Here is a 26750-nt window from a genome sequence, read left to right as displayed (position 1 = left end):
TATGTCTGATAGCCCGGAGGAAAGGGTGAATTTCCAGCAGCTAAAAATAATTCGTGAAGCGGCCCGTCAGGACTACAACCTGACGGAAGTCGCCAATATGCTCTACACATCGCAATCGGGCGTCAGCCGTCATATTCGTGAACTCGAAGAAGAGTTGGGGATCGAAATCTTTATCCGACGCGGCAAGCGTCTGCTGGGGATGACGGAACCAGGTAAAGCGCTGCTCTCGATTGCCGAACGCATTCTTAATGAAGCCAGCAACGTCCGCCGTCTTGCGGATCTGTTTACCAACGACGCCTCGGGCGTCTTGACCATCGCCACGACGCATACCCAGGCGCGCTATAGCCTGCCGCCGGTGATTAAAGCGTTTCGCGAGCTGTTTGCCGACGTTCGCCTGGAGCTGGTGCAGGGGACGCCGCAGGAAATCGAAGCCCTGCTGCATAACGGCGGCGCCGATATCGGCATCGCCAGCGAGCGGCTGAGCAACGACCCGACGCTGGTCGCCTTCCCCTGGTTCCGCTGGCACCACAGCCTGCTGGTTCCAAAAGATCATCTGCTGGTCCAGGTGAATCCGCTCACTCTGGAGGCCATTTCTCGCTGGCCGCTGATCACCTATCGTCAGGGGATTACCGGACGCTCGCGTATCGATGAGGCCTTCAATCGCAAGGGCCTGATGCCGGATATCGTGCTCAGCGCCCAGGATTCCGACGTCATTAAAACCTACGTTGAGCTTGGTCTGGGGGTTGGGCTGGTCGCCGAGCAGTCGGGTGACGCCAGGGAATCTGACACCTTCACGCGTCTCGAAACCCGGCACCTGTTCGATGCCAATACCGTCTGGCTAGGCCTAAAGCGCGGGCAGCTGCAGCGTAACTATGTCTGGCGCTTTATCGAGCTGTGTAACGCCGGGCTGTCGCTGGATGAAATTAAACGCCAGGCGATGGAGCCGGAAGAGACGGCGATCGATTACCAAATCTAACGGCGTACCGGCAGTGGACAGGGGAACGTGGCCCACCGCCGTGAGCTGGTATATAAGATTTCGATAATAAAGCTATAATTCATTCACGATTGTCGCGACTGAGGAAGGGAAATGGTGCGGCGTGTGAAACTGCTTTGTTCTCTGTTATTTATCCTGTCAAGCCAGAGCGTTCTGGCCGTTAGCTACCCGTTGCCGCCGGAAGGAAGCCGCCTGGTGGGGAGTCCGCAAACCATCATCGTCCCGGACGGTAATACGCTACCGCTGGAGGCGTTTGCCGCGCAGTACGGGCAAGGGCTGAGCAATATGCTCGAAGCCAACCCCGGGGTGGATGTCTACTTACCGAAGTCGGGTTCGACGCTGATCGTCCCGCAGCAGCTTATTCTGCCCGATACGGTGCGCGAGGGGATTGTGGTCAACGTCGCGGAAATGCGCCTTTACTACTATCCGCCGGAGGGGACCACGGTTGAGGTCCTGCCGATAGGCATCGGCGAGGCGGGCCGTGAAACGCCGCGCAACTGGGTGACCGCGGTGGAGCGTAAGCAGGAGGCGCCAACCTGGACGCCAACGGCCAATACTCGCCGCGAATATGCCAAAAGAGGGGAAAGCCTGCCGGCATTCGTGCCAGCCGGCCCGGAAAACCCGATGGGTCTGTATGCTATCTATATCGGCAGGCTGTACGCCATTCATGGCACTAATGCGAACTTTGGTATTGGGCTGCGCGTAAGCCAGGGATGTATCCGTTTGCGTAACGATGACATTAAGTATCTCTTCGACAACGTTCCGGTGGGGACGCGGGTGCAGATTATCGATCGGCCGGTGAAATATAGCCTCGAGCCGGACGGCAGCCGCTGGCTGGAAGTTCACGAGCCGCTCTCGCGCAACCGCGCGGAATACGAATCGGACCGAAAGGTGCCGCTGCCCATGACGACCGGGATCCAGGCGTTTGTGCAGGGCGAGGGCGTGGAGACGAACCGGGCCAGCGAGGCGATGCTGCGTCGTTCCGGAATGCCGGTAAATATCGGCTATTCAGCGGTACAGTCCACGTTCGGCGGCTAGCGCGCCTTAGAGTTAACACAGCAAAAGCCTGCTCAGCTTCCTGAGCAGGCTTTTTTTATACCGCTGGCGGCCGCGCGGCAGGAAGGAGTGAGCCCGCTAAGGGTGAAGCGCAGCAAAGGGTTATGAGGTAATACTGAGCGTGAATGGACGGTGTTTCATGCGCGCAATCCGCTGCTGGTTAAAATTTGCACATTCGGCGCTATGGTCGACCTCACGCCCTCTGCAGCAATCTGACTCCAGGTTATCCACAGAGTTAGCTAGCCACTTTGTGGACAGACTCGACGCCGTGTCCGCCGGCCTGGCCGGCGCGTTGACTGCGGGTGGAAGCGCGCCTGTCATATTGAATAGCGCTGGCTTAAGGCCATTCTGAATTTAGTATATTGATTCGTAAGTATTTATTCTTTTCAGCTATTCAAAGTCAATAAGGTTATTTGTTTTTAATGTGGGTAATGCATAAAAGTGAGGTAACGCAGAAAACAGATTTATCGATGTGCTATTAAGAAGGATATTATTATGCCGGAAGCGGGTGAATTGTATCTCCTACCAAAAAGAGAAAATAACTGGCATTTAAATAATGTCGTCGATGAACTTCGTCACGTTCGTCAGGCGTGGCGCGATGAACATGCGAAAAATAACTATCGTAATAAACGCAGTTTACCTTCCCGTGAAAGCGTTAATTCCGTTACCGATACTTTGATAAAAGTGCTTTATCCGATGCGGCTGGGCGATGTCGAATTACGCAAAGAGGGCGAGGATTATTACGTCGGCCACCTGTTAGGCACCTCGCTTGACCGGCTGACCGAAGAAGCGCTTCTGGAACTCTACTATCAGTCCGCTGAGCAGGATGAGCAGGGCGCGAGCCACGCGCTGACGCAGGAGGCGGTCAGGCGAGTCCAGCAGTTTGCTAACCGCTTGCCGCTTATCCGCCAGCGCCTCGACAGCGATATCCTCGCCGCCTATCAGGGCGATCCCTCCGCGCGCAGCATGGATGAGGTGCTGCTCTGCTATCCGGGAATTCATGCCGTGATCCACTATCGCCTGGCCCACGAGCTGCATCTGCTCGATCTGCCTCTGCTGGCACGCATGATAACCGAGAAAGCGCACGGCCAGACCGGGATAGATATTCATCCCGGGGCGCAGATTGATGACGGATTCTTTATCGATCACGGGACCGGCGTGGTGATTGGCGAAACGGCCATCGTCGGTAAGCGGGTGCGTATTTACCAGGCGGTCACCCTGGGGGCCAAACGCTTTATCGCCGGTGAAGACGGGCAGTTACTAAAAAACTACCTGCGCCATCCGATAATAGAAGATGACGTCGTTATTTATGCCGGCGCAACAATCTTAGGCCGAATTACTATCGGCGCGCGTTCGAGCATTGGCGGGAATATATGGCTCACCCGCGATGTGCCGCCGGACAGTAATGTGCAGCAGGCGCGAGCTCAGCAAAAACATTTCAGCGACGGCGACGGGATTTAATTCTGCCGAAAATAAAATGGAATGGCCGGCGCAGCGGGATAGATAAAAATAACGGCGTGATAATCATTATGAATTTACTTGAAACGATCGGCGCTACGCCGTTAATAACCTTGCCCTCTTTTGCAGCAGAGTTGCCAGGCGTAACGCTGCTGGCAAAAGCAGAGTTTATGAACCCCAGCGGCTCGGTGAAAGACCGTGCGGCGAAAGCCATGGTGCTGGACGGGATTGCGCGGGGTTTATTAACGCCGGATAAAACAATTATTGATGCGACCAGCGGCAATACCGGCATTGCCTACGCGATGATTGGCGCGGCGCTCGGATATCGCGTCCGGCTATATCTGCCGCAGAATACCAGCCCGGAGCGCAAACGTATTATTCGCCATTATGGCGCCACGATTGTGGAAACCGATCCGCTTGAAGGCTCTGACGGCGCCTATAGAGACGTTCAGGCGCAGGTCGCGGCGCACCCGGAACGCTATTTTTATCCCGACCAGTATAACAACCCCGTCAATCCAGATACGCATTTCGCAACGACCGGAAAAGAGATCTGGGCGCAGAGCGGACAGCAAGTCACCCATTTTGTCGCCGGTATGGGCACCTCCGGCAGCTTTGTCGGCATCGCGCGGCGGCTTAAGTATGAGGATCCGCAGGTGAAAACGCTCGCCGTGCAGCCCGCTTCGCCGTTCCACGGCATTGAAGGAACGAAGCATATGGGCAGCAGCATCAAGCCGGGCATTCTCGACGAAACCCTGTTCGACGATGTTATTTCCGTCACTACCGAGGAGGCCTATGCGAGCGCACGACGCCTCGCCCGGCGGGACGGCATTTTTGTCGGCATCTCATCCGGGGCAAACGTTGCCGCCGCCGCCAGACTGGCCCGCACGCTGCCAGCAGGATCGGTGGTGGTCACGCTGCTGTGTGATGTCGGCTCGCGTTATCTGGCTGACTCTTTCTGGAATGAAACCAATGATTGAATTAACCCGCGAAATTGCAAAGCAGATTAGCGCTGAAGGGGAAAAGGCCTACCCCAACGAGTGCTGCGGCGCGCTCTTTGGCCATTTCTCTGCCCAGGGTGATGCCCGCGTGACGGCGATTTTTCCTATCGTCAATGCCCGCGAGTCGGAGGAGCAGTACCACCGTTTTGTCATCACCGCCGACGACTCCCTGCGGGCGGAACGCGCCGCGCTGGCTCAGGAGGTGGACGTGGTCGGCTATTACCATTCGCACCCCGATCATCCGGCCATTCCGTCGGAATTTGACCGCGAACACGCGCTGCCGTTTTACGCCTACATCATCGTTGCGGTTGCGCAGCGGCAGGCGGGCGCGCTCACCAGCTGGCGACTGACGCAGGACCGCCTGCGCTTTTTGCCGGAGGAGGTGCGCACCGTTCCATAATGCGAATAACGGGCAGCATGCTGCCTGAATCCAGAAAAAAAACACGGAGAGATTACCACTATGGCATCGACATTACTGATTCCCACCGCACTTCGCGCCTTCACCGATGGCCAGGGGAAAGTGACCCTCGAAGGCCACACCGTTGGGCAACTGGTCGCCGCGCTGGCGGAGCGTTTCCCTGACATTCAGCCGCATCTGTACGACGACGCGGGGGAGCTGCGCAGCTTTATCAATCTGTACGTGGGGGAGAACAATATTAAAACCACCGGCGGGCTGGAGACCCCGATCGGCGAGGGCGCCGAGGTGCTGCTGGTCCCCGCCATTGCAGGCGGCGTCGGGAAGGCGGTATGAGCAGACCGAGCATTATTGCTGACGACCGTCTGACGGAGCTGACGCATGCGGAAATTGCCCGCTACAGCCGTCATCTGCTGCTGCCGGAAGTGGGGCTTGAGGGGCAGAAGCGTCTGAAAGCGGCCCGCGTGCTGATTATCGGCACCGGAGGACTGGGGGCGCCGGTGGCGCTTTATCTGGCCGCTGCCGGAGTCGGGACGCTGGGGATTGTCGATTTTGATTTTGTCGAAATCTCCAACCTGCAACGGCAGATCATTCATAGCACCAAAGATCTCAACCGGCCCAAAGTCGCCTCGGCGAAAGACAAGCTTAAAGCGATCAATCCCGACCTGCAGGTGGTGACCTATAACACCACCCTGAGCAGTAAAAACGCGCTCGAGATTATTCGCGAATACGACCTCGTGGTTGACGGTACGGATAACTATCCCACCCGTTATCTGATCAACGATGCCTGCGTTTTGCTGGGTAAGCCGCTGGTCTACGGCTCCATTTTCCAGTTCGAAGGGCAGGCCAGCGTCTTTTATGCCGGGGAAGGGCCGTGCTACCGCTGTCTTTATCCCGAGCCGCCGCCGCCGGGGCTGGTGCCTTCCTGCGCGGAAGGTGGCGTGGTCGGCGTGCTGCCGGGAATTATCGGCACCATCCAGGCGGCGGAAGCGATCAAGCTTATCGTCGGCGGCAGCGAGAGCCTGATTGGCCGTCTGCTGCTCTTCGACGTGTGGCAAATGAAGCAGCGCGAGCTGCGGCTGGAGCGGGATGCCGGCTGCCCGGTATGTGGTGAGCATCCGTCGATTCATGAGTTGATTGATTACGAAGAGTTTTGCGGGCTGAAACCCGATGAGGCGGAAATTCCGGTTGAAAGCGTCACGGCCAGGGAACTTCACGCCTGGATAGAGGAGGGAAAACCCCTGCAGCTGATCGACATTCGTGAGCCCCACGAAAGGGCGATTGCCAAATTCCCGCAGGCAAAAGTGATGCCGCTGGGCCAGATAGTCAGACGTATCGGCGAATTCGATCCGACGGTCGATGCGGTGTTTCTGTGCAAGATCGGGCAGCGCAGTATTTTCGCGATTCGGGCACTGCAGCGCGCGGGTTATCAGGGGCGCGTGATGAATTTAAAAGATGGCCTAAACGCCTGGGCGCGGGATGTCGATACCCGTTTGCCGCAGTACTAACCTTCAGCTCCACTATTTTAAACACTAAGGAATCATCATGGCAGAACAAAAAGGCATTAATGCACTGGGGCGTGAAGCCGCGTATCAGTTAGCGAACGTGACCAAAACGGCTCCGCAGTTTGCGGCAATTACCCCGCGCTGGATCAGCCGTTTCCTCGATTATAAGGGCCTGGAGTCGGGGATTTATCGGGTCAACAAGGTCGTGGAGGGCGAAACGCCGCTCGACGCATTGTGCAGCCAGGACCCGACCCGCGTTGAGATACCGCAGGGCTATATCGAGTATCAGACCACGCCGCGTGAATACCAGCTCGATTCCATTGCGACCATTATTAACGTGGATACCAAAATCGCCGATCTCTACAGCTCGCCTTACGATCAGGCGTCAGAGCAAATTGCGCTGGCGATTGAAAGCCTGCGCGAGCGCCAGGAGAGTCAGCTTATTAATAACGATGAATATGGATTGCTGAAAAATATCGCTGATTCGCAGCGTATTCAGACCCGCAACGGCCGCCCGACGCCGGATGACCTGGATGAGCTGCTGTCAAAAGTGTGGAAGGAGCCCTCCTTCTTCCTGGCCCATCCGCGCGCGATTGCCGCATTTCAGCGTGAAGCCACGCGACGCGGCGTCCCGCCGGTTACCGTGAATTTACAGGGCGGTACTTTTATCCTGTGGCGCGGTATTCCACTTATTCCTTCCGATAAGCTGTTTGTTGATGGCCTGAAAAACCCGAAAGGCCAGGGCGGGAAAACCAATATCCTGCTGATCCGTTCCGGTGAAAGCAAACGCGGCGTGCTGGGGCTTTATCAGGAGGGGCTGCCAAACGAACAGTCTCGCGGGCTGTCGGTACGCTTTCGCGGGATAGACGATAACGGCGTGGCCTCCTATTTACTCTCACTTTACTGCTCCGCCGCGATCCTCGCCGATGACGCCATTGCTGTGCTGGAAGACGTTGAGGTGGGGGAATATTATGACTACGAGTAATCTATTCACGCTTCCCCACGCGCCGGGCGGATGGCCCGGCGAGGCGGGCGAGGCGCCCTCCGCACGCGATTATGGCCTGCCCGACGCGCGGGATCTGCAAGGCCTGTCGGGCGATTCGCCCGCACGCCCGCGTGCCGGAGAGGCCGCTTACGCGCCGAGGGTGGTGCCGCTGGGCCAGGAGAGCAGGGCGAACAGCGCGCCTCGTGGGTTTGCCGCATTGCCTGCTTCCGGCACCCACCCTGCGCCGCCGGCGCGGGTCGGGCAGATCCCGGTTGAGCGGATCCGCGCCGATTTCCCGATCCTTGCCGAACGGGTGGACGGCCATCCGCTGGTCTGGCTGGATAATGCCGCGACGACCCAGCGCCCGAAGCAGGTTATCGATCGCATCAGCCACTACTATTTACACGAGAACTCGAACGTTCATCGGGCGGCGCATGCGCTGGCCGCACGTTCCACCGATGCTTATGAAGCCGCGCGTGAGAAAGTGTCGCGCTTTATCGGCGCCCGCGGCCCGGAGAATATCATCTTCGTGCGCGGTACCACCGAAGGGCTCAACCTGATTGCGCACAGCTACGTGAAGCCGCTGTTACGACCGGGGGATGAGATTATCCTCACGCAGCTCGAGCATCACGCCAACATCGTGCCGTGGCAACTTATTGCGCAGGAGACGGGCGCGACGATCCGCGTTGCGCCGGTTGATGAGCACGGGCAGCTGATCGTTGAGGAATATATTCGGTTATTCAATGACAAAACCCGCTTTGTGTCCGCCACTCACGTTTCCAACGCGCTGGGTACCGTCACGCCGGTTCATGAGCTGGTACAGATAGCCCATCGGTTTGGCGTGCGCATCGCCATCGACGGCGCGCAGTCTATTTCGCATATCCCGACCAACGTCACGGCGCTGGATGCCGATTTCTTCGTCTTCTCCGGCCATAAGATTTTTGGACCGACCGGGATCGGCGTCGTGTACGGCAAGCAGGACGTGCTGGAGGAGGCGCGCCCGTATCAGGGCGGGGGGAATATGATTGCCGACGTGACCTTTGAACTGACGCGCTATCAGCCCGCGCCGAATAAGTTTGAGGCGGGAACGGGCAATATTGCTGATGCCGTCGGGCTGGGCGCGGCTATCGATTATGTCACTTCCCTGGGGATAGAAAATATTGCGCACTACGAGCATGCCTTACTGGAGTATGGCATTGAGAAGCTGTCGGCTATTCCGGGCCTGACGCTGGTCGGCACCGCGGCGAATAAAACCAGCGTGCTCTCCTTCGTGCTGGCGGGGCATGAAAATGAAGCCGTGGGGCGCTATCTGAGCCAGGTCGGGATTGCTGTGCGATCCGGGCACCACTGCGCGCAGCCGATCCTGCGCCGCCTGGGCTATGAAAGTACCGTCCGGCCTTCGCTGGCTTTCTACAATACGCCGCAGGAGATTGATTTTCTTGCAGAGCACGTCGCGCGGTTTGCTTCGCGATAGCGAGGTGCGGCCCGGTCAGCCCGGCGTTCGGCGATAAAACGGCCTGTAGATTGAGCTTATGCGGCGCCCGGGCGTTGCCAGGGCATTTGCGATGCCGGCGAGGGGAACCGCCTTGGTTGGGGTAAAAAGCAAAAAGCCTGCTTAGTTTCCTAAGCAGGCTTCTTTAATATGGCTCCTCTGACTGGACTCGAACCAGTGACATACGGATTAACAGTCCGCCGTTCTACCGACTGAACTACAGAGGAATCGTGTGAACGAGGCGCATACTACTGGCCCCGCATTTTTGTGTCAACACTAAATTTAACTAACTGATTCAGATGGCTAAATTTAGCTCAACTCGTTGTTTTAGTGCACAGTGCGCGCGTCGTCCGCATCCTGGCGTTCATTATCACGTAATCTCTGCAGCGGGTCCTGGCGGTAAAACTGGCAAAAACGCTGCCAAAGCGCCGGAAAACGCGGGGCAAACAGCTCGGGTGCGCTAAAGAAATATTCTGACAGAACGGCAAAACATTCCGCCGGGTCGGTCGCGGCGTAGGCATCAATACTGGCGGCGCTCTCGCCGACCAGGTCAATCTCATCCTGAATGTTGTTCATCGCCGCGTGGAGATCGTGTTCCCAGCCGGCAACCTCACGTAAAGATATTAGCGGCACGCCGCTGGCGCGATCGCCGTTGCGGGTATCAAGCTTATGCGCCACTTCGTGCACCACGAGGTTAAAACCAGATGCGTCGAAGGAGTCCTGAATATCCAGCCAGTTAAGAATAATGGGCCCCTGCTGCCAGCTTTGTCCGGATTGCACGACCCGCTGGTTATGGACCAGGCCAATATCATCCTCCCACTCATCGTCGACGACGAACGGGGCAGGGTAGATAAGCACCTCGTGGAAACCGTCCAGCCATTCGATGCCGAGCTCAAGAACCGGCAGGCAAAATAGCATCGCGATGCGCGCACTTTGCAGCGGAGTCAGCTCCAGCCCCTGCAGGGCAACCAGACGTTTTTGCTGTAAAAAACGCTCCGACATCTGCACAAGCTGCTGCTGCTCCTGTGCGGACAGGTTGGCTAAAACGGGGATGGCAAGCGCCTGCTCCCAGGGTATTTCCACACTGCCGGACTCTTCGTTTGCTTTCCAGGGCCATTTAAACATCATATTGCTCGCAAAGTCGTCACTTGAACGTAATTAAAGAGACAGGAACTATTAAAATGCCAAAGAACCCGGCATTATAGCAACCTCAGCGGAGAGATGCCGGAGCGGCTGAACGGACTAGTCTCGAAAACTAGAGTAGGGGCAACTCTACCGGGGGTTCAAATCCCCCTCTCTCCGCCACTTCATCTTTCTATCTACCCGATTCGAAAATCCTTTAATTAAATCCCTGCGGTTCAGAATAGCGTTACCTGTGCCATCTGATGCCGGCGCTTGCTGGACGGGATTGAACGCTTCTCAGGTCCTCATAAGCTATCACTTAGCGATTGTTCAAGGTAGCAGTTTGCCAGTATCTCCTTCATTTTGTGAACTAAGTCGTGTGGCGCCCGCCAGGGCAGCACTCATTTAAAAATGTGCCACGACCGGCGATTGCGCATTAGGTTATCTCTGAATTTATTCTCGGGTGGCTGCTCACAAAAAAGCCCGCGCGAGGCGGGCTTAGGTGGGTGAAATTGCATCAGAACTGATAGGTGATGCCCAGCGCGAACTGATTGTCAGTCGCCGCGCCGGTGACAGCGCGATCTTTCTCATCGAGAAGGTTGAACTTATAGGCAGTGTAGACGTTGAAGTTTTTGTTGAAGTAGTACCAGGTACCCAGCTCAACGTAGTTCATGATCTCTGCATTGCCGCGCCCGTCGCTGCCGAGATCGTGACCTTTCGCGTAGACGTAGCCGAGGGAAGGGCGCAGACCGAAATCGAGCTGGTACTGAACGACGGCTTCAACGTTCTGGGTTTTATTGGCGATGAGGCCATTTTCCATCGGCAGCATGTTGCGGGATTCGGCATACATGACGGCGGTATAGAGGCTATTGGCATCATATTTAGCTGCGACGCTCCAGACTTCCGCGGTTTCGCCTTTGCCGTCGGCGGTCTGTTCGTCAGTACGGTCGGAATTACCGTAGGCGGCGGCAAAGCCAAATCCGTCGAGGCTGTAGTCAACGGACGCGCTGTAGCCGTCACCGTTGGCTTTCAGACGATCGCGGTTGGTATTTTTACCCTGGTACTGGAGAGCAAAGTTCAGCCCATCGGACAGGCCAAAAAAGTCAGTATTGCGGTAGGTCGCGACGCCGTTGGTGCGGCCGGTCATAAAGTTATCGGTATGCACCAGACCGTCGCCGCCCCACTCAACCAGCATATCCGTGTAGCCTGCGGCGTCGTATACCGCTCCGTAGTTGCGGCCATAATCAAATGAACCGTAGCTGGCATATTTTAAACCGGCAAATGCCAGACGGGTCGCGCTGCCCTGGTCGCCCTCTGGTTTATTGGCTGTCATATTGTACTCAAACTGACCATAGCCGGTCAGCTCGCTGTTAATCTGCGTTTCACCCTTAACGCCGAACCGCGCGTAGGAGGTATCTTCAGAGTTGCGGTTGCCTTCGTCGGTATCGGTCATAATATGTTCGCCGACCATTTTGCCGTAGAAATCGACTTTATTACCGCTCTTATTATAGATTTCCGCTGCGCTCGCGGTCCCTGCCATTAATAAGGACGGCACCAGAATTGCCAGTACTTTTCTTTTCATTATATATTCCCTTTTATTTATAATTAATGTGAATGTCAAAGAATCTTGCTTAATGCAAAATAAATACTATCTGTGAAGGTTCATTTTTATTTAAATTTAAAATGTAAGTAAATTATATCTAATATTACAAAATGTTTCTTATTGGTTCTTTATATTAATAAGTTATCGATTGTCGGTGAGCTATGCTGCCGGTTTATTATCTTCTATAACAATAGGTTATTAGGGTGCTGGGTGGATTCATGCTTGTTATGAAATTTCTAATATTGATGCTTGGGCGTTACTGATGTGTTCGGGCGATAAATATCGTTTCTGTGCGCAAAGTAATTACGCAAAGAGAGAAGCGGTAACGGGGAAATATTAAACCGGCGCTTAACGGGAATATCAGGGCAGGCGCGAGGGGCCATATTATTTACCGGCAGCTGGTGAGAGGCGATGTGGGCGACTCCCATTGCTCGCTGAACCTCTCCGGACGTTACGGATGCCTGACGGCAAACTTCACTGTATAATGTGACTAAAATCACATTTTTATTTCAGGTGACGTTTCGTTACTGAGGAAAGGAGGGCAGTTAAATGGAAGAGAAAGCGAAACGGAGTCCCGGGGGCAAGCTGGCGCTATGGGCTTTTTACGCCTTCTGCGCCTATTTCCTGTGGGCGATGGTGCGCTACTGGTGGGTTGTCGGGCATATTCAGAGCGTCCCCGGAACGGGTATTGACGGGGATCTGGGTTCAACGGCGGGCAAATGGCTGGGCGCGCTGCTGGGCTTTCTTGTCCTCGGCGTCGTCGGGTTACTCCTTGGGACAATCGCCTGGTATACGCGGCCTGATGCTGGTAGCTATGAACATCAGGATTAAAGTTGCTATGCTCGCAGCCTACCTTCTCTCAGAGGAAAGCGCATGGAACTGGTTGACTGGCAGCAACGATTTGAAGCCTGGCTGATAGGGCATCACCCGCAGGGCGACTCCGCTCACGACATTTCGCATTTTCGTCGCGTGTGGGGCACCGCCCAGCGGCTGGCCGCCAACCGGCAGGTTGACCACCTGGTGATCCTCACTGCCTGTTACTTTCATGACATTGTCAGCCTGGCAAAAAACCACCCCGACCGCAGCCGCTCGTCGGTGATGGCGGCGCAAAAGACGCAGAGTATTCTGCACTCCTCTTTTGCCGATTTTCCCGTCGACCGCTATCCTGCCGTACTCCACGCCATTGAGGCGCATAGCTTTAGCGCCGCTATTCCTCCGTTGAGCGAAGAGGCGAAGATTGTCCAGGATGCCGACCGGCTCGAGTCCCTGGGGGCGATTGGTCTGGCGCGCGTTTTCGCGGTCTCCGGGGCGCTGAATAATATCCTGTTTGATGCTGACGATCCTTTTGCCGATAGGCGCGAGCTGGATGACCGCACCTACGCGCTGGACCATTTCCAGTGCAAGCTGCTGCGCCTGCCTAAAACGATGCAAACCGCTGAAGGGAGAGCGATGGCGGAACACAACGCCCGCTTCCTGGTGCAGTTTATGGCGAAGCTCAGTTCAGAGCTGCAGGGGGACCCTACCGCGCTGGATAAGGCGGTTTTGCGCCGCTTTGACCCACAGGCTTAAAACTGCCTGCGCTATTTGTGGTAATCTCTGCGAAAATTGTCCAGCTGGTTGAGGTTATGCCGCAAAATTTATCTAAGGAAAATCCCCCGTCTCTGCCGGTAACGCAGGCCGGGGAAGACGCGCAGGCGTTATTGCGCCAGCTGATGGCAATATATGATGTGAAAACGCTGGTGGCGCAGCTGGTTGCCGTTGGGGAACAGCACTGGAGCCCGGCGATACTCAAGCGCGTCGCCACGGTGCCCCGGGCGGCCAGCCGCTTAGGCCATCGGGAGCGCGCGCATCTGGCATCGCTGCTGCCGCGGCCGCCGGCACACCATCCGAATTATGCTTTCCGCTTTGTCGATCTGTTTGCCGGTATCGGTGGCATCCGCAGCGGCTTTGAATCCATCAACGGGCAGTGCGTTTTCACCAGCGAATGGAATAAGCACGCGGTGCGTACCTACAAAGCGAACTGGTATTGCGACTCCGAGCAGCATCGCTTCAATGCCGATATCCGTGATATCACCCTCAGCCATCGTCTTGATATCAGCGATGAAGACGCGGCACGGCACATTCGCGACACTATTCCTCAGCATGATGTGCTGCTGGCCGGCTTTCCCTGCCAGCCATTTTCCCTCGCCGGGGTATCGAAGAAGAACGCCCTCGGACGCGCCCACGGCTTTGCCTGTGAGACGCAGGGCACGCTGTTTTTCGATGTCGTCAGGATTATAGCGGCCCGGCGGCCGGCAATCTTCGTGCTGGAGAACGTCAAAAACCTGAAGAGCCACGACAAAGGGCGAACGTTCAGCATCATCATGCAAACCCTCGACGAACTCGGCTATGAGGTCTCTGATGCCGGGCATAGTGGGGCGGACGATCCCAAGGTTATCGATGGCCGCAACTTCCTGCCGCAGCATCGCGAACGCATCGTGCTGGTTGGCTTTCGTCGCGACCTGCAGCTGCACGAGGGGTTTACCCTGCGCGATATCTCCGGGCTTTACCCGGCCCAGCGCCCGACGTTTGGCGAGCTGCTCGAGCCGACGGTGGATGCCAAATTTATTCTTACTCCGGTGCTGTGGAAGTACCTGTATCGCTACGCGCGTAAACACCAGGCGCTGGGCAACGGTTTCGGCTATGGGCTAGTCGACCCGCGCAACCCGCATAGCGTGGCGCGCACGCTGTCGGCTCGCTACTATAAGGATGGCGCTGAAATTCTGATCGACCGCGGCTGGGATCGCCCGCTGGGTGAGAAGGACTTTGACAACCCGCAAAACCAGCAGCGTCGCCCGCGCCGGCTCACGCCCCGCGAATGCGCGCGCCTGATGGGCTTTGAGTCCCCACAGGGATACCGCTTCCGCATTCCCGTTTCCGATACTCAGGCGTACCGCCAGTTTGGTAACTCGGTGGTGGTGCCGGTGTTTGCCGCCGTCGCCAGGCTGCTGCAGCCGCGAATTGCGCAGGCGGTGGCCCGCCGCGATCCCGAGGATGATGATGGACGTTCACGATAAGGCCACCCGCAGTAAAAATATGCGCGCCATCGGCACGTTCGATACGGCGATAGAAAAACGACTGGCCGGGCTGCTCACGCAGGCCGGTTTTTCTTTTACCGCTCAGGAGGCCACGCTGCCGGGGCGCCCGGATTTTGTGGTCAACGATTACCGCTGCGCTATCTTTACCCACGGCTGCTTCTGGCATCATCATGACTGCTACCTGTTCAAGGTGCCGGCAACCCGCACGGCGTTCTGGCTGAATAAAATCGATGGCAACGTGGCGCGAGACCGGCGGGACGAGGCGCTGCTGCTTGAGCGAGGATGGCGGGTGCTGATCGTCTGGGAGTGCGCGCTACGCGGGAAGAAAAAGCTTAGCGATGAAGCGCTGAGCGAACGCCTGGAGGAGTGGATCTGCGGCGGCGGCCACCGCGCGCAGATTGATACTCAGGGAATCGGGCCGTAGCCTACTTTTCAACCTCACAGGGCTTGGCTTCGCTGCGGGCGGGGAACAAATACTTGCCGAGCGTCACCAGCACCACCGCAAAAATAATAACGCCGAGCGCCGTCCACTCGGTCAGCGACAGGCTCTCGCCGGCGAACCCGGTGCCTAATAACACCGCGACTACCGGGTTAACGTAGGCATAGCTGGTGGCAACGGCGGGAGTGACGTTACGGATCAGGTACATATAAGCATTAATCGCAATCAGCGAGCCGAAGATGGCCAGGTAGGCGACGGCAATAATTCCCGACCATGAGGGCATCTGCGTCAGCTTTTCCCCGGTCAGGGTAGAGGCGACCATCAGCACAATTCCCGCCGCGAGCATCTCAACCGCGCCGGCCATCATGCCGGTGGGCAGCTCAATTCTCGAGCCATAGACTGAGCCAAACGCCCAGCTCATGGAGCCGATCAGGATCAGCAGCGCGCCCCAGGGATTGCCGCTTAAATTACCGCCGCTGTTGAGCAGGATAATACCCGCCAGGCCGATGGCGATGCCCAGCCACTCGATTTTACGCGTGGCGATGCCGAAAAAGCGGCTAAAGCACAGGGTAAATAGCGGGACGGTGGCGACCATCACCGCCGCAATACCGGAAGGCACGTGCTGATGCTCTGCCAGGGTGACGAAGCCGTTGCCAACGGCAAGCAGCAGAATGCCGATCAGCGCCGCGTTAAGCAGCGGTCTGCGCGCCGGGAGCCTGTGGCCGGTAGCCAGCAGATAGACGATGAGCAGCCCTCCGGCAGAAAGAAAGCGAATACCGGCCATCATCAGCGGGGGCCAGCTGGCAACGCCAATGGCGATAGCAAAGTAGGTGGATCCCCAGATGATATATAGCGCAAACAGCGCCCCGATAAGCGGTAATAACTGGCGGGTAGACATACGTCCTCACGACGGTACAAAAATAGGAAGGGGGCATATAGTAAACGTGAAAACTACCTCGCTGGCGAGCGCTTTAATTACCCGGTGATTGTTAATTTTTTGTTGACTATTTGCTTTGCTGGGCGAGACGCGAATTTTGCCCCATACTCTATGTTTAATAACCATAAAATGAAGGAATGGTATTTTGGCGGGAAGTAGTCTTTTAACCTTGTTGGACGATATTGCCACGCTGCTCGACGATATCTCGGTGATGGGTAAGCTGGCGGCGAAGAAGACGGCGGGCGTGCTCGGGGACGATCTTTCCCTCAATGCCCAGCAGGTGTCCGGCGTGCGGGCGAACCGCGAGCTGCCGGTGGTGTGGGGAGTGGCGAAGGGGTCGCTGGTCAATAAGGTGATCCTGGTTCCGCTGGCGCTTTTAATTAGCGCATTTATTCCGTGGGCGATTACGCCGCTGCTGATCCTTGGCGGGGCCTTCCTCTGTTTTGAAGGCGTCGAGAAGGTGCTGCATAGCCTGCAGGCCCGCAAACACAAAGAGGACCCGCAGGCCCGGCAACAGCGCCTGGCGGCGCTGGCCGAACGCGACCCGCTGGCATTTGAGCGCGATAAGGTGAAAGGCGCCATTCGTACGGACTTTATTCTCTCCGCCGAAATTGTCGCGATTACCCTCGGTATCGTGGCGGATGCGCCGCTGCTAAACCAGATAATGATCCTTTCCGGAATTGCCCTGCTGGTGACCGTTGGCGTATACGGCCTGGTCGGCATTATCGTGAAGCTGGACGACATGGGCTACTGGCTGGTGGAGAAAAGCAGCGTGCTGGCCCGCGGGGTCGGCAAAGCTTTGCTGGTGGTGGCGCCTCGGCTGATGAAAGTGCTGTCGATTGTCGGGACGCTGGCGATGTTCCTGGTCGGTGGCGGCATCGTGGTCCACGGCATTACTCCGCTGCACCACGCGGTGGAAAATCTGGCCAGCGGCATGTCCGGGTTCACCGCTTCGCTGCTGCCGACGGGCGTAAACCTGGTGCTGGGCTTCATCATTGGCGCCGTGGTAGTGGCGGGCGTGAAGGCCATTTCCGCGCTTCGTCGTGCGGTAAAGTAAATCCGTCGGCGGTTATGCAAAATGTCTCAGCTTCGTCTAAGGTGAAACAGTTTCTCCCGGATTACGGAGCGAAAAATGGTATGGTTCATCAGCGATGAAGTCAGGCGGAAAAGCGGCGGGCCGCGCATGGTTGTGACCGGTTTTGCCAACGGCATGGTTGAATGCCGGTGGTATGACGGCTATACCGTTAAGCGCGAGGCGTTCCGTGAAGATGAGTTGGTTCGTGGGGGAGGGGGCGCGGAATAGCTCTCCCGATCCCAATAACGCCCGGTCTATACCGGGCGTTTTGTCATTGTATGGCCCGGCTTTCCGACAGGGAGCGTGGATGGCGTTTGTTTCTATGATGGTACTGCGAGAGCACAATGAATAAGCCGCTGTGGGGGAGAAAACTTCGCCGCCTTTCGAGCCCGGGACACGTGGTAAATTTTTGTTTTGTGGTGGTGCTATTTTTTTCTACGCTACTGATATGGCGAGAAATAATGGTGCTGGAGGAGGCGTATGTCGATAGCCAGCACAACAATCTCGAAAACGTCGTCCATGAAATGGACGGCCTGCTGCAGTTTAACACTGACCGGATGATCTTTTTCCGCAACGGGATGCAGTCGGCGCTGGAAACGCCGTTAGATTTTATGATCCTGCGTAAGGCCGAGCAGGAGTACATCAGCAAACGCCATGAAGCGGTATGGTCGGTAGCGTTACACAACCGCCGTACTCTGCCGGTCTACGGCGTATCCGATGCTTTCGTCGATAAAGCTCCGACCCTCTCCCGCGACAATGCCCTTTCCGGCAACGAGCTGATGGCTGCACTTGAGCTGGGCTATCTGCTGCGCCTGACCAACAATAACCGTGGCTTCACCGAGCGCATGCTGTACGTATCGCGCAGCGGCTTCTTTGTTAGCACTGAAGCGCTAACAGACACCACCCAGGCGCTGGCGCTTTATAGCGCTGCCACCCGCTCCCCGTGGTTTACCCGTCAGGACCAGCGGACGAATCCCGGACGCGGCGTAGTCTGGCAAACCTTTCCCGAAGAGGGATCGCTGAGCGATGCCCAGGTGGTGACCGCCTCCATACCGCTGGATTTCCGCCACTACTGGCACGGCGTGCTGGCGATGGACTTCTCGGTTCGTGAAATAAAGGCCTTTCTGATGAACGCGGCGAAGGGCGGGCAGGACGGCGAATATCAGCTGTACGACAACCGGCTGAACCTGATTGCCTCTTCCGCACCGGGCAATGTGCTCACTCTGCTCTCGCCCCGCGAGCAGGAGACGCTGAGCTACGCCTTCTCGCACGACAACAAGGGCGGCATTCGTCTGCTAACCCGCTATATCAGCTGGGAAAAGCTGAAGAATTTTGATGGCGTCCTGCTGCGTATTCACACCCTGCAGGAAGGGGTCCGCGGTGAGTTTGGATCGATTACCATCGCGCTGATGCTGATGTGGCTGCTGTTTACCTCGATGCTGATTATCTCCTGGCTGGTTATTCTGCGCATGGTGCGCAATATGAGCGAGCTGCAAACGTCGCTGGAGTGGCGGGCCTGGCACGACGCATTAACGCGGCTGTTAAACCGCGGTGGGCTGTTTGAAAGAGCCATTGCCGCTGCCGGAGAGTGCGAGCGCGGGAAGCGTCCGTTCGCCGTGATTCAACTCGATCTGGATTACTTCAAGCGGGTGAACGACCTGCACGGTCATCAGTCCGGCGATCGGGTGCTGTCGCTGGTTGCCAGCACGATAGCCAGCAACATCCGCGAAGGCGATCTCGCCGGGCGCGTGGGCGGGGAGGAGTTTTGCGTGGTCATGCCGCATACCACCCTGCAGGAGGCGACGGCGATAGCGGAGCGTATCCGCGTTCGCATTAACAGCCGCGAAATACTGCTCTGCAACAACACGAGCCTGCGCATCAGCGCCTCGCTGGGCGTCAGCAGCAGCGACGATTGCGCGGAGGTTAACTTTGAAAACCTGCAGTCGATAGCCGATCGCCGGCTCTATCTTGCGAAACAGCATGGCCGCAACCGGGTCTGTTCTGTGGGGTAAGCGTCCGATGCGGGCCGTCTTCATCCGTTCACCGCGGCGCGGTAAAGTGCTGATATGAGATTTATCTTAAAAGGGGGCGGGAGTGAAAGGCGATTTATGGCGCAGCGGCATCAACGAAGCCTTCTGCCACCTGGGTTATCCAGGGGCCCGGCGTCATTGGCTATGTGTCTCAATTATTTTCTTCATCAATAGCTCTTGTCATGCAAAATAATTGAGGATAATGTTTTCCACGCATCGGATCTCCCGGTGTAACGAATTTTCAAGTGCTTCTTGCATTAGCAAGTTTCATCCCGACTCCTGCGAGTCGGGATTTTTTTCGCCTGCGCCTAGCGGTTGATTTCGGTGACGCTAAAGTCGTGGATATCGAGCTCAAAGGCTTCCGCTAGCTCACGCCAGGTATGGTAATCGCGACCATCAATGCTCACGTGATGAGGATCGTCGCGGGTGCGCTGCACTTCGCTTTCGCTAATTTCATTAATTGCCGCCAGCAGGGCGTCAACATTGACGCTACCCCCGCCGCTACCCGAACTGCTCTCTTTGGCGGATTTCATCATCGCTACCTCGCTTGGCTCCGACAGTGCCTCTTCAAGTATAGACGGTCTATAAAAACAGCGCTCATCGGGCGGGACGCTGCGCATCCGGCGGTTTTGTTCTACACTGGCTCAAAAATAGAGGAGACGAGTTATGCAGGTGAACGATCGTGTCACGGTGAAGACCGACGGTGGCCCACGTCGATCGGGGGTAGTACTGGCAATAGAGTCGTTTAGCGAAGGAACAATGTATCTGGTTTCGCTGGAAGACTATCCGCTGGGGATCTGGTTTTTCAACGAGAAAGGGCATCCGGACGGTGTCTTTGTTGAGAAGGTCGACTAGTCTGTCGGCAATCAAAACTGGCGGTTTCTGCCGCCAGTTCTTTCATCGCATGTTGACGTAAATCCCTGAGGTAATGTTTTCCGTCAGACGGACAATATGGTAAATCACCTGTTTATTGTGGGTCTGGATTTTCTTTTTAATATTGCCTTTGTGCGACGATACGGTCTTAGCCTTGATGTTCATCTGCGTCGATATTTGCGATGTCCCGTGCCCGGCCATCCACATTTGCAGCATATTTGATTCAGCCCGGCTTAATGACAGCGTGGGTATATTGATGCGTCCGGCGCTGAAGCTATCGTATTTCAGATGATTACCCAGAATGTCATCAAGGTCTTTTGGCGTAAGCGACTTCGAGCTAATAAGTAAATTTTTGCGCACCAGCAGATAGTGGTCAAAATGAACGTTAGCCAGCGCCATAAAGATGATAAATAGCGTACCGGGATAATCCGTAATGATTTGTCGGATAAGCTGATTGCTATCTTCGCGATGAATAAAGCAATCTTCGTTGAGAAACACCACCGCCGGGCGGGACGATTCGCAGCTCTCTTTCAGGCTTGCCGCCGTATGCACTTCGCTGATGTCACGCTTTCTTATTCCTCTGCTTGTCAGATACCCGGTCAATCCCAGTCGGGTATAGCTGCACAAATCCATGATAATCGTTGACATGACCCATCCTCAATCAACACGTAACGATAATTCATCCTTCGCCGGTGAGCGCGATGAAGTCCATTTAAGTGGGTAATAAAACAAGGTACAGCGTGGAAACCATTAAGTAACCTGAACTATTCCGTAATATTGCCCATAATTTGCCAGGAATACTCCCAAAGTAAAGGCGTGCATCATGTTACGTCGGGGAATTAAAAGCAAAAACTTCCAGTTACAGATAAGGTTGCCGGCCGGGAGTTATTCTCTTTTCGGATTATCCTTATGCTGGCTGGATAAATTCTCACCTCACCAATATGGCCGTTTCATCAAAAACATTAATTAATAGCCGAATAAACCGAACGCCATTTAGCGCTACTGGCGATCGGCCTGGATTGACGGCCTCTTGGCGTCGCTTTTCGCCCGCTGCAAGAGAGGTGGCAGGCTTAACGCTTTAATGCCACAATACTTTTTTATCGGTGTGTGGGATGAATGATGAAAAAGATAGTAATTGCTGGCGCGCTGTTGACTCTCGCCGGATGCGTGCAGGTAGATAATTACAACGAGGTTGTCAAAGCGCCAGCGCCCGCCGGGTTAGAGGGATACTGGCAATCAAAAGGTCCGCAGAGCGAAATGATGAGCCCGGAGGCGATTGCCAGCCTGATTGTGACCAAAAATGGCGATACGCTCGATTGTCGTCAGTGGCAGCGGGTTATCGCCACGCAGGGTAAATTAATGCAGCGTGACGATCGGGTTTACAACGTGACCTCTGGTCTGGATATCTATCCTGTCGAACGCACCGGCAATACCCTGGAGTATGACCGCATGACCCTGACCCGCGTCGACCGCCTCACGCCTGAGTGCGAGCAGGCGTGGAATAAAGCCGCCGCCGCGACGAAAAGCGCGCACTAGGGCACCGACGGGCTGGCAGCGCGTCCAGCCCGCGATACTCACCTAGATTTATAACGTCTCTTCGATAACCCACACGCTGACGCTGCCGCCGCGGCAGGTAAACGTCGCGCAGCCTTCGTCGTCGGTTTCCACCTGCTCCTCCCGGTTGCCGAGAAAATCTTTCCAGCGCTTATTGCCGTAATTGGCGCCAAGGGTCAGCGATTTCTCACCGTCATCACCGTTCGACAACACCACCACGCATCCCGGATCGTCATCGGTGCCGCTGCGGCTGAAGGCGATACAGTTCGGATGATCGAACCACAGCGTCTGCACGCCGTGGGCAAAGCGCTGGCGGGCATCAATCAGCTCGTGCAGCTGTTCGATAACCGGCATCTCGATAGCGTAAGTCTGGCCATCTCCGCCGGTATCTTCATAGCTGGCGCCGAAGAGATCGGCATAAAAGACCGACGGCACGCCGTTCTCGCGCAGCAGAATCAGCGCATAGGCCAGCGGCTTAAACCACGGCTCAACCGGCGCCTCCAGCGCCTGCAGCGGCTGCGTATCGTGGTTGGTCACCAGGGTGACGGCGTGGAACGGATCGGCTTCAACCAGCGTACCGCTAAAGATCTGGCTCATATCGTAATCGCGGCCCTGGCGCGAGGCCTCGTGAAACTTCATCTGCAGAGGAGCGTCGAACAGCAGCGTATTGCCATCAACCATCGCGATATATTGCTGCAGCTTTTCAACTTCGTGCGACCAGTATTCCGCGACGATAAACAGCGGCTTAGTCGCCACTTCCTGGACGTGATCGATCCACTCCTTATAGAACCAGGCCGGAATATGCTTCACCGCGTCGAGGCGAAAACCGTCGCAGCCGGTCTGCTCCATCGCCCAGCGGGCCCAGTACTTGAGCTCTTCGGTAACCGCATGGTTGCGGAAATCGATATTCTCGCCCATCAGGTAGTCGAAGTTGCCCATCTCATCATCGACCTGATCGTTCCAGCCTTCGCCGGTATAGTCGTTAACGATTTTAAACACGCCGTCTTCGTCCGGGTTCTCAATATGATCGATGCCGCTAAAGCATTTATAATCCCAGACGAACTGCGAATATTTACCGGCGCGGGCGGGGAAGTCGTAGCGGGTCCAGGCCTCGCACTCCACCACCTCTTCAGCAATTTGCGTACGGTCTTGCTCGTCCACGCGCTGAACGCGGATGCTCTCTTTTTTATCGGCACCCATTTTGTGGTTGACCACCACGTCGAGCAGGACGGCGATGTCGTGCTGTCGCAGCGCGGCGATGGCCGCCAGCAGCTGCGCCTTGTCGCCGTATTTGGTGGCGATGGAGCCCTTTTGGTCGAACTCGCCAAGGTCAAAAAGATCGTAGCTGTCGTAGCCGACCGAGTAGCCGCCGGAAGCGCCTTTATACGCGGGGGGGAGCCAAATCATATTGACGCCGATTTCGTTCAGGTTCGGTGCCAGCGCCTCAACTTCACGCCATAACTCGCCGCCGGTGGGGTAATACCAATGAAAGCACTGCAATAACGTGGGGTTTTTCATCTTCCGTGCTCCAGACGTCATCAAGCTGACTCTTGCAGTATGAGAGATCTCCAGCAAATACGATCGATTTTGCGCGCGTTTTTCACTATGCCATAAACGGTATCGTATATAATAAATTGGAATAAGATGTAGCGGATAGATGTTGGTCCATCCGCATAAACGCCTTACACTACAAAAAAATATCACTCTGTGGGGTCTCTATGAAATTAGCACTTCTGGGCCGCCAGGCGCTGATGGGCGCAATGGCTGTGGTTTTGATGACTGGCGTTAGCGTAAAAACGTTTGCCGCAGAAAACCTGTTTAACCAAATTAAAGAGCGCGGCACGCTGCGCGTGGGTCTGGAAGGTACCTATCCTCCGTTCAGCTATCAGGGTGATGACGGCAAGCTGGCCGGTTTTGAGGTCGACTTTGCCAACGAGCTGGCGAAGCATCTGGGAGTGAAGGCCGATCTGAAACCGACCAAATGGGACGGAATGCTGGCCTCGCTGGATTCTAAACGCATCGACGTGGTGATTAACCAGGTCACCATTTCCGACCAGCGTAAGAAAAAATATGACTTCTCCACGCCGTACACCGTCTCTGGCGTGCAGGCGCTGGTGAAAAAGGGCAATGAAGGCGTTATCAAAACGGCGGCCGACCTGAAAGGCAAGAAAGTCGGCGTGGGTCTGGGCACCAACTACGAAGAGTGGCTGCGTCAGAACGTGCAGGGCGTAGATATCCGCACCTATGATGACGACCCGACTAAATATCAGGATCTGCGCGTAGGCCGCATCGATGCCATTCTGGTCGATCGTCTGGCGGCGCTGGATCTGGTGAAGAAAACCGGCAATACCCTGGCCGTCACCGGCGAAGCGTTCTCGCGTCAGGAGTCCGGTGTGGCGCTGCGTAAAGGTAACGAAGACCTGCTGAAAGCGGTGGATGGTGCCATTGCCGACATGCAAAAAGACGGCAGCCTGAAAGCGCTGTCGGAAAAATGGTTTGGCGCTGACGTGACGAAATAACGGCCGGCGGTGAAAAAAGGCGCTCATCGAGGCGCCTTTTTTTATTTCGTCGGCAACTACGTGCATAATAAAAACAAAGGGCCTGTTTCGTCAGGCTATTTTAGGGGCCCGTTTGCCCGGAATAATAACGCCTGAGGGATTGGCTCTCAGTCAGGAGATATCATGTCACTGCAAAATTTAACGCGTTTCCCGCGCCTGGAGCTGATTGGCGCTCCGACTCCGCTGGAATACCTGCCGCGCCTGTCGGATCATCTCGGTCGCGAAATTTTTATCAAACGCGACGACGTGACCCCGCTTGCTATGGGCGGCAATAAGCTGCGCAAGCTGGAGTTCCTGGCAGCCGATGCGCTGCGGGAAGGCGCCGATACGCTGATCACCGCCGGCGCGATTCAATCTAACCACGTTCGTCAAACCGCGGCGGTGGCGGCTAAGCTTGGCCTGCACTGCGTGGCCCTGCTGGAAAACCCGATTGGCACCCGTGCGGAAAACTACCTGACTAACGGCAACCGCCTGCTGCTGGATCTGTTCAATACCCAGGTCGAGATGTGCGATGCGCTGACCGACCCCAACGCGCAGCTGGAAGAGCTGGCGACGCGTATCGAGGCGCAGGGCTATCGTCCGTACGTGATCCCGGTCGGCGGCTCCAATGCGCTGGGCGCGCTGGGCTATGTTGAAAGCGCGCTGGAAATCGCCCAGCAGTGCGAAGGCGCGGTAGAGCTGTCGTCCGTGGTGGTGGCATCCGGCAGCGCCGGCACCCATGCCGGCCTGGCGGTGGGTCTGGAACAGCTGATGCCGGGGGCCGAACTGATTGGCGTCACCGTGTCGCGCAAGGTGGCGGACCAGCTGCCGAAAGTCGTGGCCCTGCAGCAGGCGGTAGCGAACAGCCTCGAGCTGCAGGCAAAAGCCAACATCACGCTGTGGGACGACTATTTCGCGCCAGGCTACGGCACGCCGAATGACGAAGGCATGGAAGCGGTAAAACTGTTGGCGCAGCTTGAGGGTATCCTGCTGGATCCGGTCTATACCGGGAAGGCGATGGCCGGGCTGATTGACGGTATTCAGCAGAAACGCTTTAAGGATGAAGGGCCAATCTTATTTATACACACCGGCGGAGCGCCGGCGCTGTTTGCCTACCATCCTCATATCTAAAGCAGAACAAACAGAATGCAAGAGAGTATCCAACTGGTTTTTGATTCCGCACCTTTTCTCCTCAAGGGGGCGGTATTTACGCTGCAGCTGAGCATCGGCGGTATGTTCTTTGGCCTGCTGCTGGGCTTTATCCTTGCGCTGATGCGGATGTCGCCCCTCTGGCCGGTAAAGTGGCTGGCGCGGGTCTACATTTCTATTTTCCGCGGTACGCCGCTGATCGCCCAGCTGTTTATGATTTACTACGGCCTGCCGCAGTTTGGCATTGAGCTGGATCCCATTCCGGCGGCGATGATTGGCCTGTCGCTGAACACCGCGGCGTATGCCGCCGAAACGCTGCGCGCGGCGATTGCCTCTATTGATAAAGGGCAGTGGGAAGCGGCGGCAAGCATCGGGATGACGCCGTGGCAGACTCTGCGTCGGGCGGTTCTGCCGCAGGCCGCGCGCGTCGCGCTGCCACCGCTCTCCAATAGCTTTATCAGCCTGGTGAAAGATACGTCGCTGGCGGCGACTATCCAGGTACCGGAACTGTTCCGCCAGGCGCAGCTTATTACCTCCCGTACGCTGGAAGTTTTCACCATGTATCTGGCCGCATCGCTGATTTACTGGGTGATGGCGACGGTGCTGTCGACGCTGCAAAACTATTTTGAAAATCAGCTGAATCGCCAGGAGCGTGATCCAAAATGAGTGCCATTGAAGTCAAAAACCTGGTGAAAAAGTTCCACGGACAGACGGTACTGCACGGTATTGACCTGGAGGTGGCGGAGGGCGAAGTGGTGGCGATTATCGGCCCCAGCGGCTCCGGCAAAACGACCCTTCTGCGCAGCATCAACCTGCTGGAACAGCCGGAGAGCGGCACCATTCGGGTGGGCGACGTCACTATCGATACCGCGCGCAGCCTGAGCCAGCAGAAGGGGCTGATTCGCCGCCTGCGCCAGCACGTCGGCTTCGTTTTCCAGAACTTCAACCTGTTCCCGCACCGCACGGTGATGGAGAACATTATTGAAGGGCCGGTTATCGTTAAGGGTGAAGATAAAAACGAATCGATCGTCCGGGCGCGCGAGCTGCTGGCGAAGGTTGGGCTAAACGGGAAAGAGAATAGCTACCCGCGCCGTCTCTCCGGCGGCCAGCAGCAGCGCGTGGCGATTGCCCGCGCGCTGGCGATGCGTCCGGACGTTATTTTGTTTGATGAACCCACGTCCGCTCTGGATCCTGAGCTGGTGGGCGAAGTGCTGAACACCATTCGCCAGCTGGCGCAGGAGAAGCGCACCATGGTTATCGTGACCCATGAAATGAGCTTTGCCCGCGACGTGGCCGACCGGGCTATCTTTATGGATCAGGGACGTATCGTCGAGCAGGGTGAGGCTAAGGTGCTGTTTGCCAATCCGCAGCAGCCGCGCACGCGCCAGTTCCTCGAAAAATTCCTGATGCAGTAACGGCTACCCGACTGCGGCCGCGGGATCCGGTGAAAA

Annotated in this window: 28 protein-coding genes and 2 tRNA genes; 23 read left to right on the top strand and 7 right to left on the bottom strand. The window is 56.4% G+C overall.

Annotated elements, in window-relative coordinates; translation table 11 throughout:
* Positions 1–25: 25 nt before the first annotated feature.
* The 9 genes from cbl (at position 26) to M2416_RS20830 (ending at position 8885) form a co-directional block, all read left to right on the top strand.
* Positions 26–976: an HTH-type transcriptional regulator Cbl gene (gene cbl / locus M2416_RS20870; protein WP_259226494.1), complete on the top strand. Its 951-nt coding sequence runs from the start codon at positions 26–28 to the stop codon at positions 974–976.
* Positions 977–1090: 114 nt separating this feature from the next.
* Positions 1091–2032, top strand: coding sequence for a L,D-transpeptidase (gene ldtA, locus M2416_RS20865; RefSeq protein WP_041147688.1), 942 nt, complete (start codon positions 1091–1093; stop codon positions 2030–2032).
* 714 nt (positions 2033–2746) lie between these two features.
* Positions 2747–3511: a serine O-acetyltransferase EpsC gene (gene epsC, locus M2416_RS20860; RefSeq protein WP_259226461.1), complete on the top strand. Its 765-nt coding sequence runs from the start codon at positions 2747–2749 to the stop codon at positions 3509–3511.
* Positions 3512–3579: 68 nt separating this feature from the next.
* A complete protein-coding gene (locus M2416_RS20855; protein WP_259226460.1) occupies positions 3580–4485 on the top strand; it encodes a PLP-dependent cysteine synthase family protein in 906 nt (301 codons plus the stop codon).
* On the top strand, positions 4478–4906 hold the full coding sequence (locus M2416_RS20850; RefSeq protein WP_259226459.1) for a M67 family metallopeptidase: 429 nt from the start codon (positions 4478–4480) through the stop codon (positions 4904–4906). The genes M2416_RS20855 and M2416_RS20850 overlap by 8 nt, the downstream gene beginning before the upstream one ends.
* A gap of 60 nt (positions 4907–4966) precedes the next feature.
* Positions 4967–5257, top strand: coding sequence for a MoaD/ThiS family protein (locus M2416_RS20845; protein ID WP_041146292.1), 291 nt, complete (start codon positions 4967–4969; stop codon positions 5255–5257).
* Positions 5254–6429, top strand: a complete 1176-nt coding sequence (gene moeB / locus M2416_RS20840; protein ID WP_115192360.1) for a molybdopterin-synthase adenylyltransferase MoeB — start codon at positions 5254–5256, stop codon at positions 6427–6429. Before M2416_RS20845 ends, moeB begins: the two co-directional genes overlap by 4 nt.
* A 37-nt stretch (positions 6430–6466) precedes the next feature.
* Complete coding sequence (locus M2416_RS20835; RefSeq protein WP_041146290.1) at positions 6467–7411, top strand: family 2A encapsulin nanocompartment shell protein; 945 nt, start codon at positions 6467–6469, stop codon at positions 7409–7411.
* Positions 7398–8885, top strand: coding sequence for a cysteine desulfurase (locus M2416_RS20830; RefSeq protein ID WP_259226458.1), 1488 nt, complete (start codon positions 7398–7400; stop codon positions 8883–8885). The genes M2416_RS20835 and M2416_RS20830 overlap by 14 nt, the downstream gene beginning before the upstream one ends.
* Positions 8886–9054: 169 nt before the next feature.
* Here M2416_RS20830 and M2416_RS20825 read toward each other — a convergent pair.
* Together M2416_RS20825 and mtfA are read right to left on the bottom strand one after the other, a co-directional pair.
* Positions 9055–9130 (bottom strand) — tRNA-Asn (locus M2416_RS20825).
* Between the two features lie 100 nt (positions 9131–9230).
* On the bottom strand, positions 9231–10031 hold the full coding sequence (gene mtfA, locus M2416_RS20820; protein ID WP_259226457.1) for a DgsA anti-repressor MtfA: 801 nt from the start codon (positions 10029–10031) through the stop codon (positions 9231–9233).
* Positions 10032–10118: 87 nt separating this feature from the next.
* Here mtfA and M2416_RS20815 point away from each other — a divergent pair.
* Positions 10119–10208, top strand: a tRNA-Ser gene (locus tag M2416_RS20815).
* Positions 10209–10542: 334 nt separating this feature from the next.
* Here the strand turns inward: M2416_RS20815 and M2416_RS20810 are convergent.
* Positions 10543–11607, bottom strand: coding sequence for a porin (locus tag M2416_RS20810; RefSeq protein ID WP_259226456.1), 1065 nt, complete (start codon positions 11605–11607; stop codon positions 10543–10545).
* Positions 11608–12177: 570 nt separating this feature from the next.
* Here M2416_RS20810 and drpB point away from each other — a divergent pair.
* The 4 genes from drpB to M2416_RS20790 are packed head-to-tail and all read left to right on the top strand — an operon-like array spanning position 12178 to position 15129.
* Positions 12178–12459: a cell division protein DrpB gene (drpB, locus tag M2416_RS20805; RefSeq protein ID WP_076947291.1), complete on the top strand. Its 282-nt coding sequence runs from the start codon at positions 12178–12180 to the stop codon at positions 12457–12459.
* A gap of 42 nt (positions 12460–12501) precedes the next feature.
* The gene (locus M2416_RS20800; protein ID WP_076947292.1) at positions 12502–13197 is read left to right on the top strand and encodes a phosphohydrolase; all 696 of its coding nucleotides are present in this window, start codon (positions 12502–12504) and stop codon (positions 13195–13197) included.
* Between the two features lie 56 nt (positions 13198–13253).
* Positions 13254–14684, top strand: coding sequence for a DNA cytosine methyltransferase (locus tag M2416_RS20795; protein WP_310504034.1), 1431 nt, complete (start codon positions 13254–13256; stop codon positions 14682–14684).
* Positions 14665–15129 carry a very short patch repair endonuclease gene (locus M2416_RS20790; protein WP_076947428.1) on the top strand — a complete coding sequence of 155 codons (465 nt, stop codon included), beginning with the start codon at positions 14665–14667 and terminating at the stop codon, positions 15127–15129. The genes M2416_RS20795 and M2416_RS20790 overlap by 20 nt, the downstream gene beginning before the upstream one ends.
* A gap of 1 nt (position 15130) precedes the next feature.
* Here the strand turns inward: M2416_RS20790 and yedA are convergent, their stop codons facing one another.
* The gene (yedA, locus tag M2416_RS20785) at positions 15131–16042 is read right to left on the bottom strand and encodes a drug/metabolite exporter YedA (protein ID WP_076947293.1); all 912 of its coding nucleotides are present in this window, start codon (positions 16040–16042) and stop codon (positions 15131–15133) included.
* Between the two features lie 184 nt (positions 16043–16226).
* Between yedA and M2416_RS20780 the strand changes: the two genes are divergently transcribed.
* The 3 genes from M2416_RS20780 (at position 16227) to dgcQ (ending at position 19168) form a co-directional block, all read left to right on the top strand.
* Positions 16227–17138 (top strand): DUF808 family protein, encoded by a 912-nt coding sequence (locus M2416_RS20780; RefSeq protein WP_259226455.1) that lies wholly within the window; start codon positions 16227–16229, stop codon positions 17136–17138.
* 75 nt (positions 17139–17213) lie between these two features.
* Positions 17214–17384, top strand: a complete 171-nt coding sequence (locus M2416_RS20775; protein WP_259226454.1) for a YodC family protein — start codon at positions 17214–17216, stop codon at positions 17382–17384.
* Between the two features lie 116 nt (positions 17385–17500).
* A complete protein-coding gene (gene dgcQ / locus M2416_RS20770) occupies positions 17501–19168 on the top strand; it encodes a cellulose biosynthesis regulator diguanylate cyclase DgcQ (protein ID WP_259226453.1) in 1668 nt (555 codons plus the stop codon).
* A gap of 326 nt (positions 19169–19494) precedes the next feature.
* Here dgcQ and yodD read toward each other — a convergent pair whose 3' ends face one another.
* Complete coding sequence (yodD, locus tag M2416_RS20765) at positions 19495–19719, bottom strand: YodD family peroxide/acid resistance protein (RefSeq protein WP_259226452.1); 225 nt, start codon at positions 19717–19719, stop codon at positions 19495–19497.
* 133 nt (positions 19720–19852) lie between these two features.
* On the opposite strand from yodD, the gene dsrB reads away from it, so the two are divergent.
* Positions 19853–20041 (top strand): protein DsrB, encoded by a 189-nt coding sequence (gene dsrB, locus M2416_RS20760; RefSeq protein WP_041146281.1) that lies wholly within the window; start codon positions 19853–19855, stop codon positions 20039–20041.
* A 42-nt stretch (positions 20042–20083) separates the two neighbouring features.
* Here the strand turns inward: dsrB and rcsA are convergent, their stop codons facing one another.
* Positions 20084–20707, bottom strand: coding sequence for a transcriptional regulator RcsA (gene rcsA / locus M2416_RS20755; protein WP_259226451.1), 624 nt, complete (start codon positions 20705–20707; stop codon positions 20084–20086).
* Between the two features lie 468 nt (positions 20708–21175).
* On the opposite strand from rcsA, the gene yedD reads away from it, so the two are divergent.
* The gene (gene yedD, locus M2416_RS20750; protein WP_175636984.1) at positions 21176–21595 is read left to right on the top strand and encodes a lipoprotein YedD; all 420 of its coding nucleotides are present in this window, start codon (positions 21176–21178) and stop codon (positions 21593–21595) included.
* 48 nt (positions 21596–21643) lie between these two features.
* On the opposite strand, the gene amyA is transcribed toward yedD, so the two are convergent.
* Positions 21644–23131, bottom strand: a complete 1488-nt coding sequence (gene amyA, locus M2416_RS20745; protein ID WP_076947299.1) for an alpha-amylase — start codon at positions 23129–23131, stop codon at positions 21644–21646.
* Positions 23132–23331: 200 nt separating this feature from the next.
* Between amyA and tcyJ the strand changes: the two genes are divergently transcribed.
* The 4 genes from tcyJ to tcyN all read left to right on the top strand — a co-directional run bounded on the left by tcyJ (position 23332) and on the right by tcyN (position 26714).
* Positions 23332–24132: a cystine ABC transporter substrate-binding protein gene (gene tcyJ, locus M2416_RS20740; RefSeq protein WP_041146277.1), complete on the top strand. Its 801-nt coding sequence runs from the start codon at positions 23332–23334 to the stop codon at positions 24130–24132.
* 162 nt (positions 24133–24294) lie between these two features.
* Positions 24295–25281 carry a D-cysteine desulfhydrase gene (gene dcyD / locus M2416_RS20735; RefSeq protein WP_076947300.1) on the top strand — a complete coding sequence of 329 codons (987 nt, stop codon included), beginning with the start codon at positions 24295–24297 and terminating at the stop codon, positions 25279–25281.
* Between the two features lie 15 nt (positions 25282–25296).
* Complete coding sequence (tcyL, locus tag M2416_RS20730; protein WP_041146275.1) at positions 25297–25965, top strand: cystine ABC transporter permease; 669 nt, start codon at positions 25297–25299, stop codon at positions 25963–25965.
* Positions 25962–26714, top strand: a complete 753-nt coding sequence (gene tcyN, locus M2416_RS20725; protein ID WP_259226450.1) for an L-cystine ABC transporter ATP-binding protein TcyN — start codon at positions 25962–25964, stop codon at positions 26712–26714. Before tcyL ends, tcyN begins: the two co-directional genes overlap by 4 nt.
* Positions 26715–26750: the final 36 nt, after the last annotated feature.

The sequence above is a fragment of the Klebsiella sp. BIGb0132 genome (assembly GCF_024810075.1).
GTDB classification, from domain to species: Bacteria; Pseudomonadota; Gammaproteobacteria; order Enterobacterales; family Enterobacteriaceae; genus Klebsiella; species Klebsiella terrigena.
The sequence above is the reverse complement of the archived record's forward strand: the minus strand, read 5'-3'. Positions and strand labels throughout refer to the sequence as shown.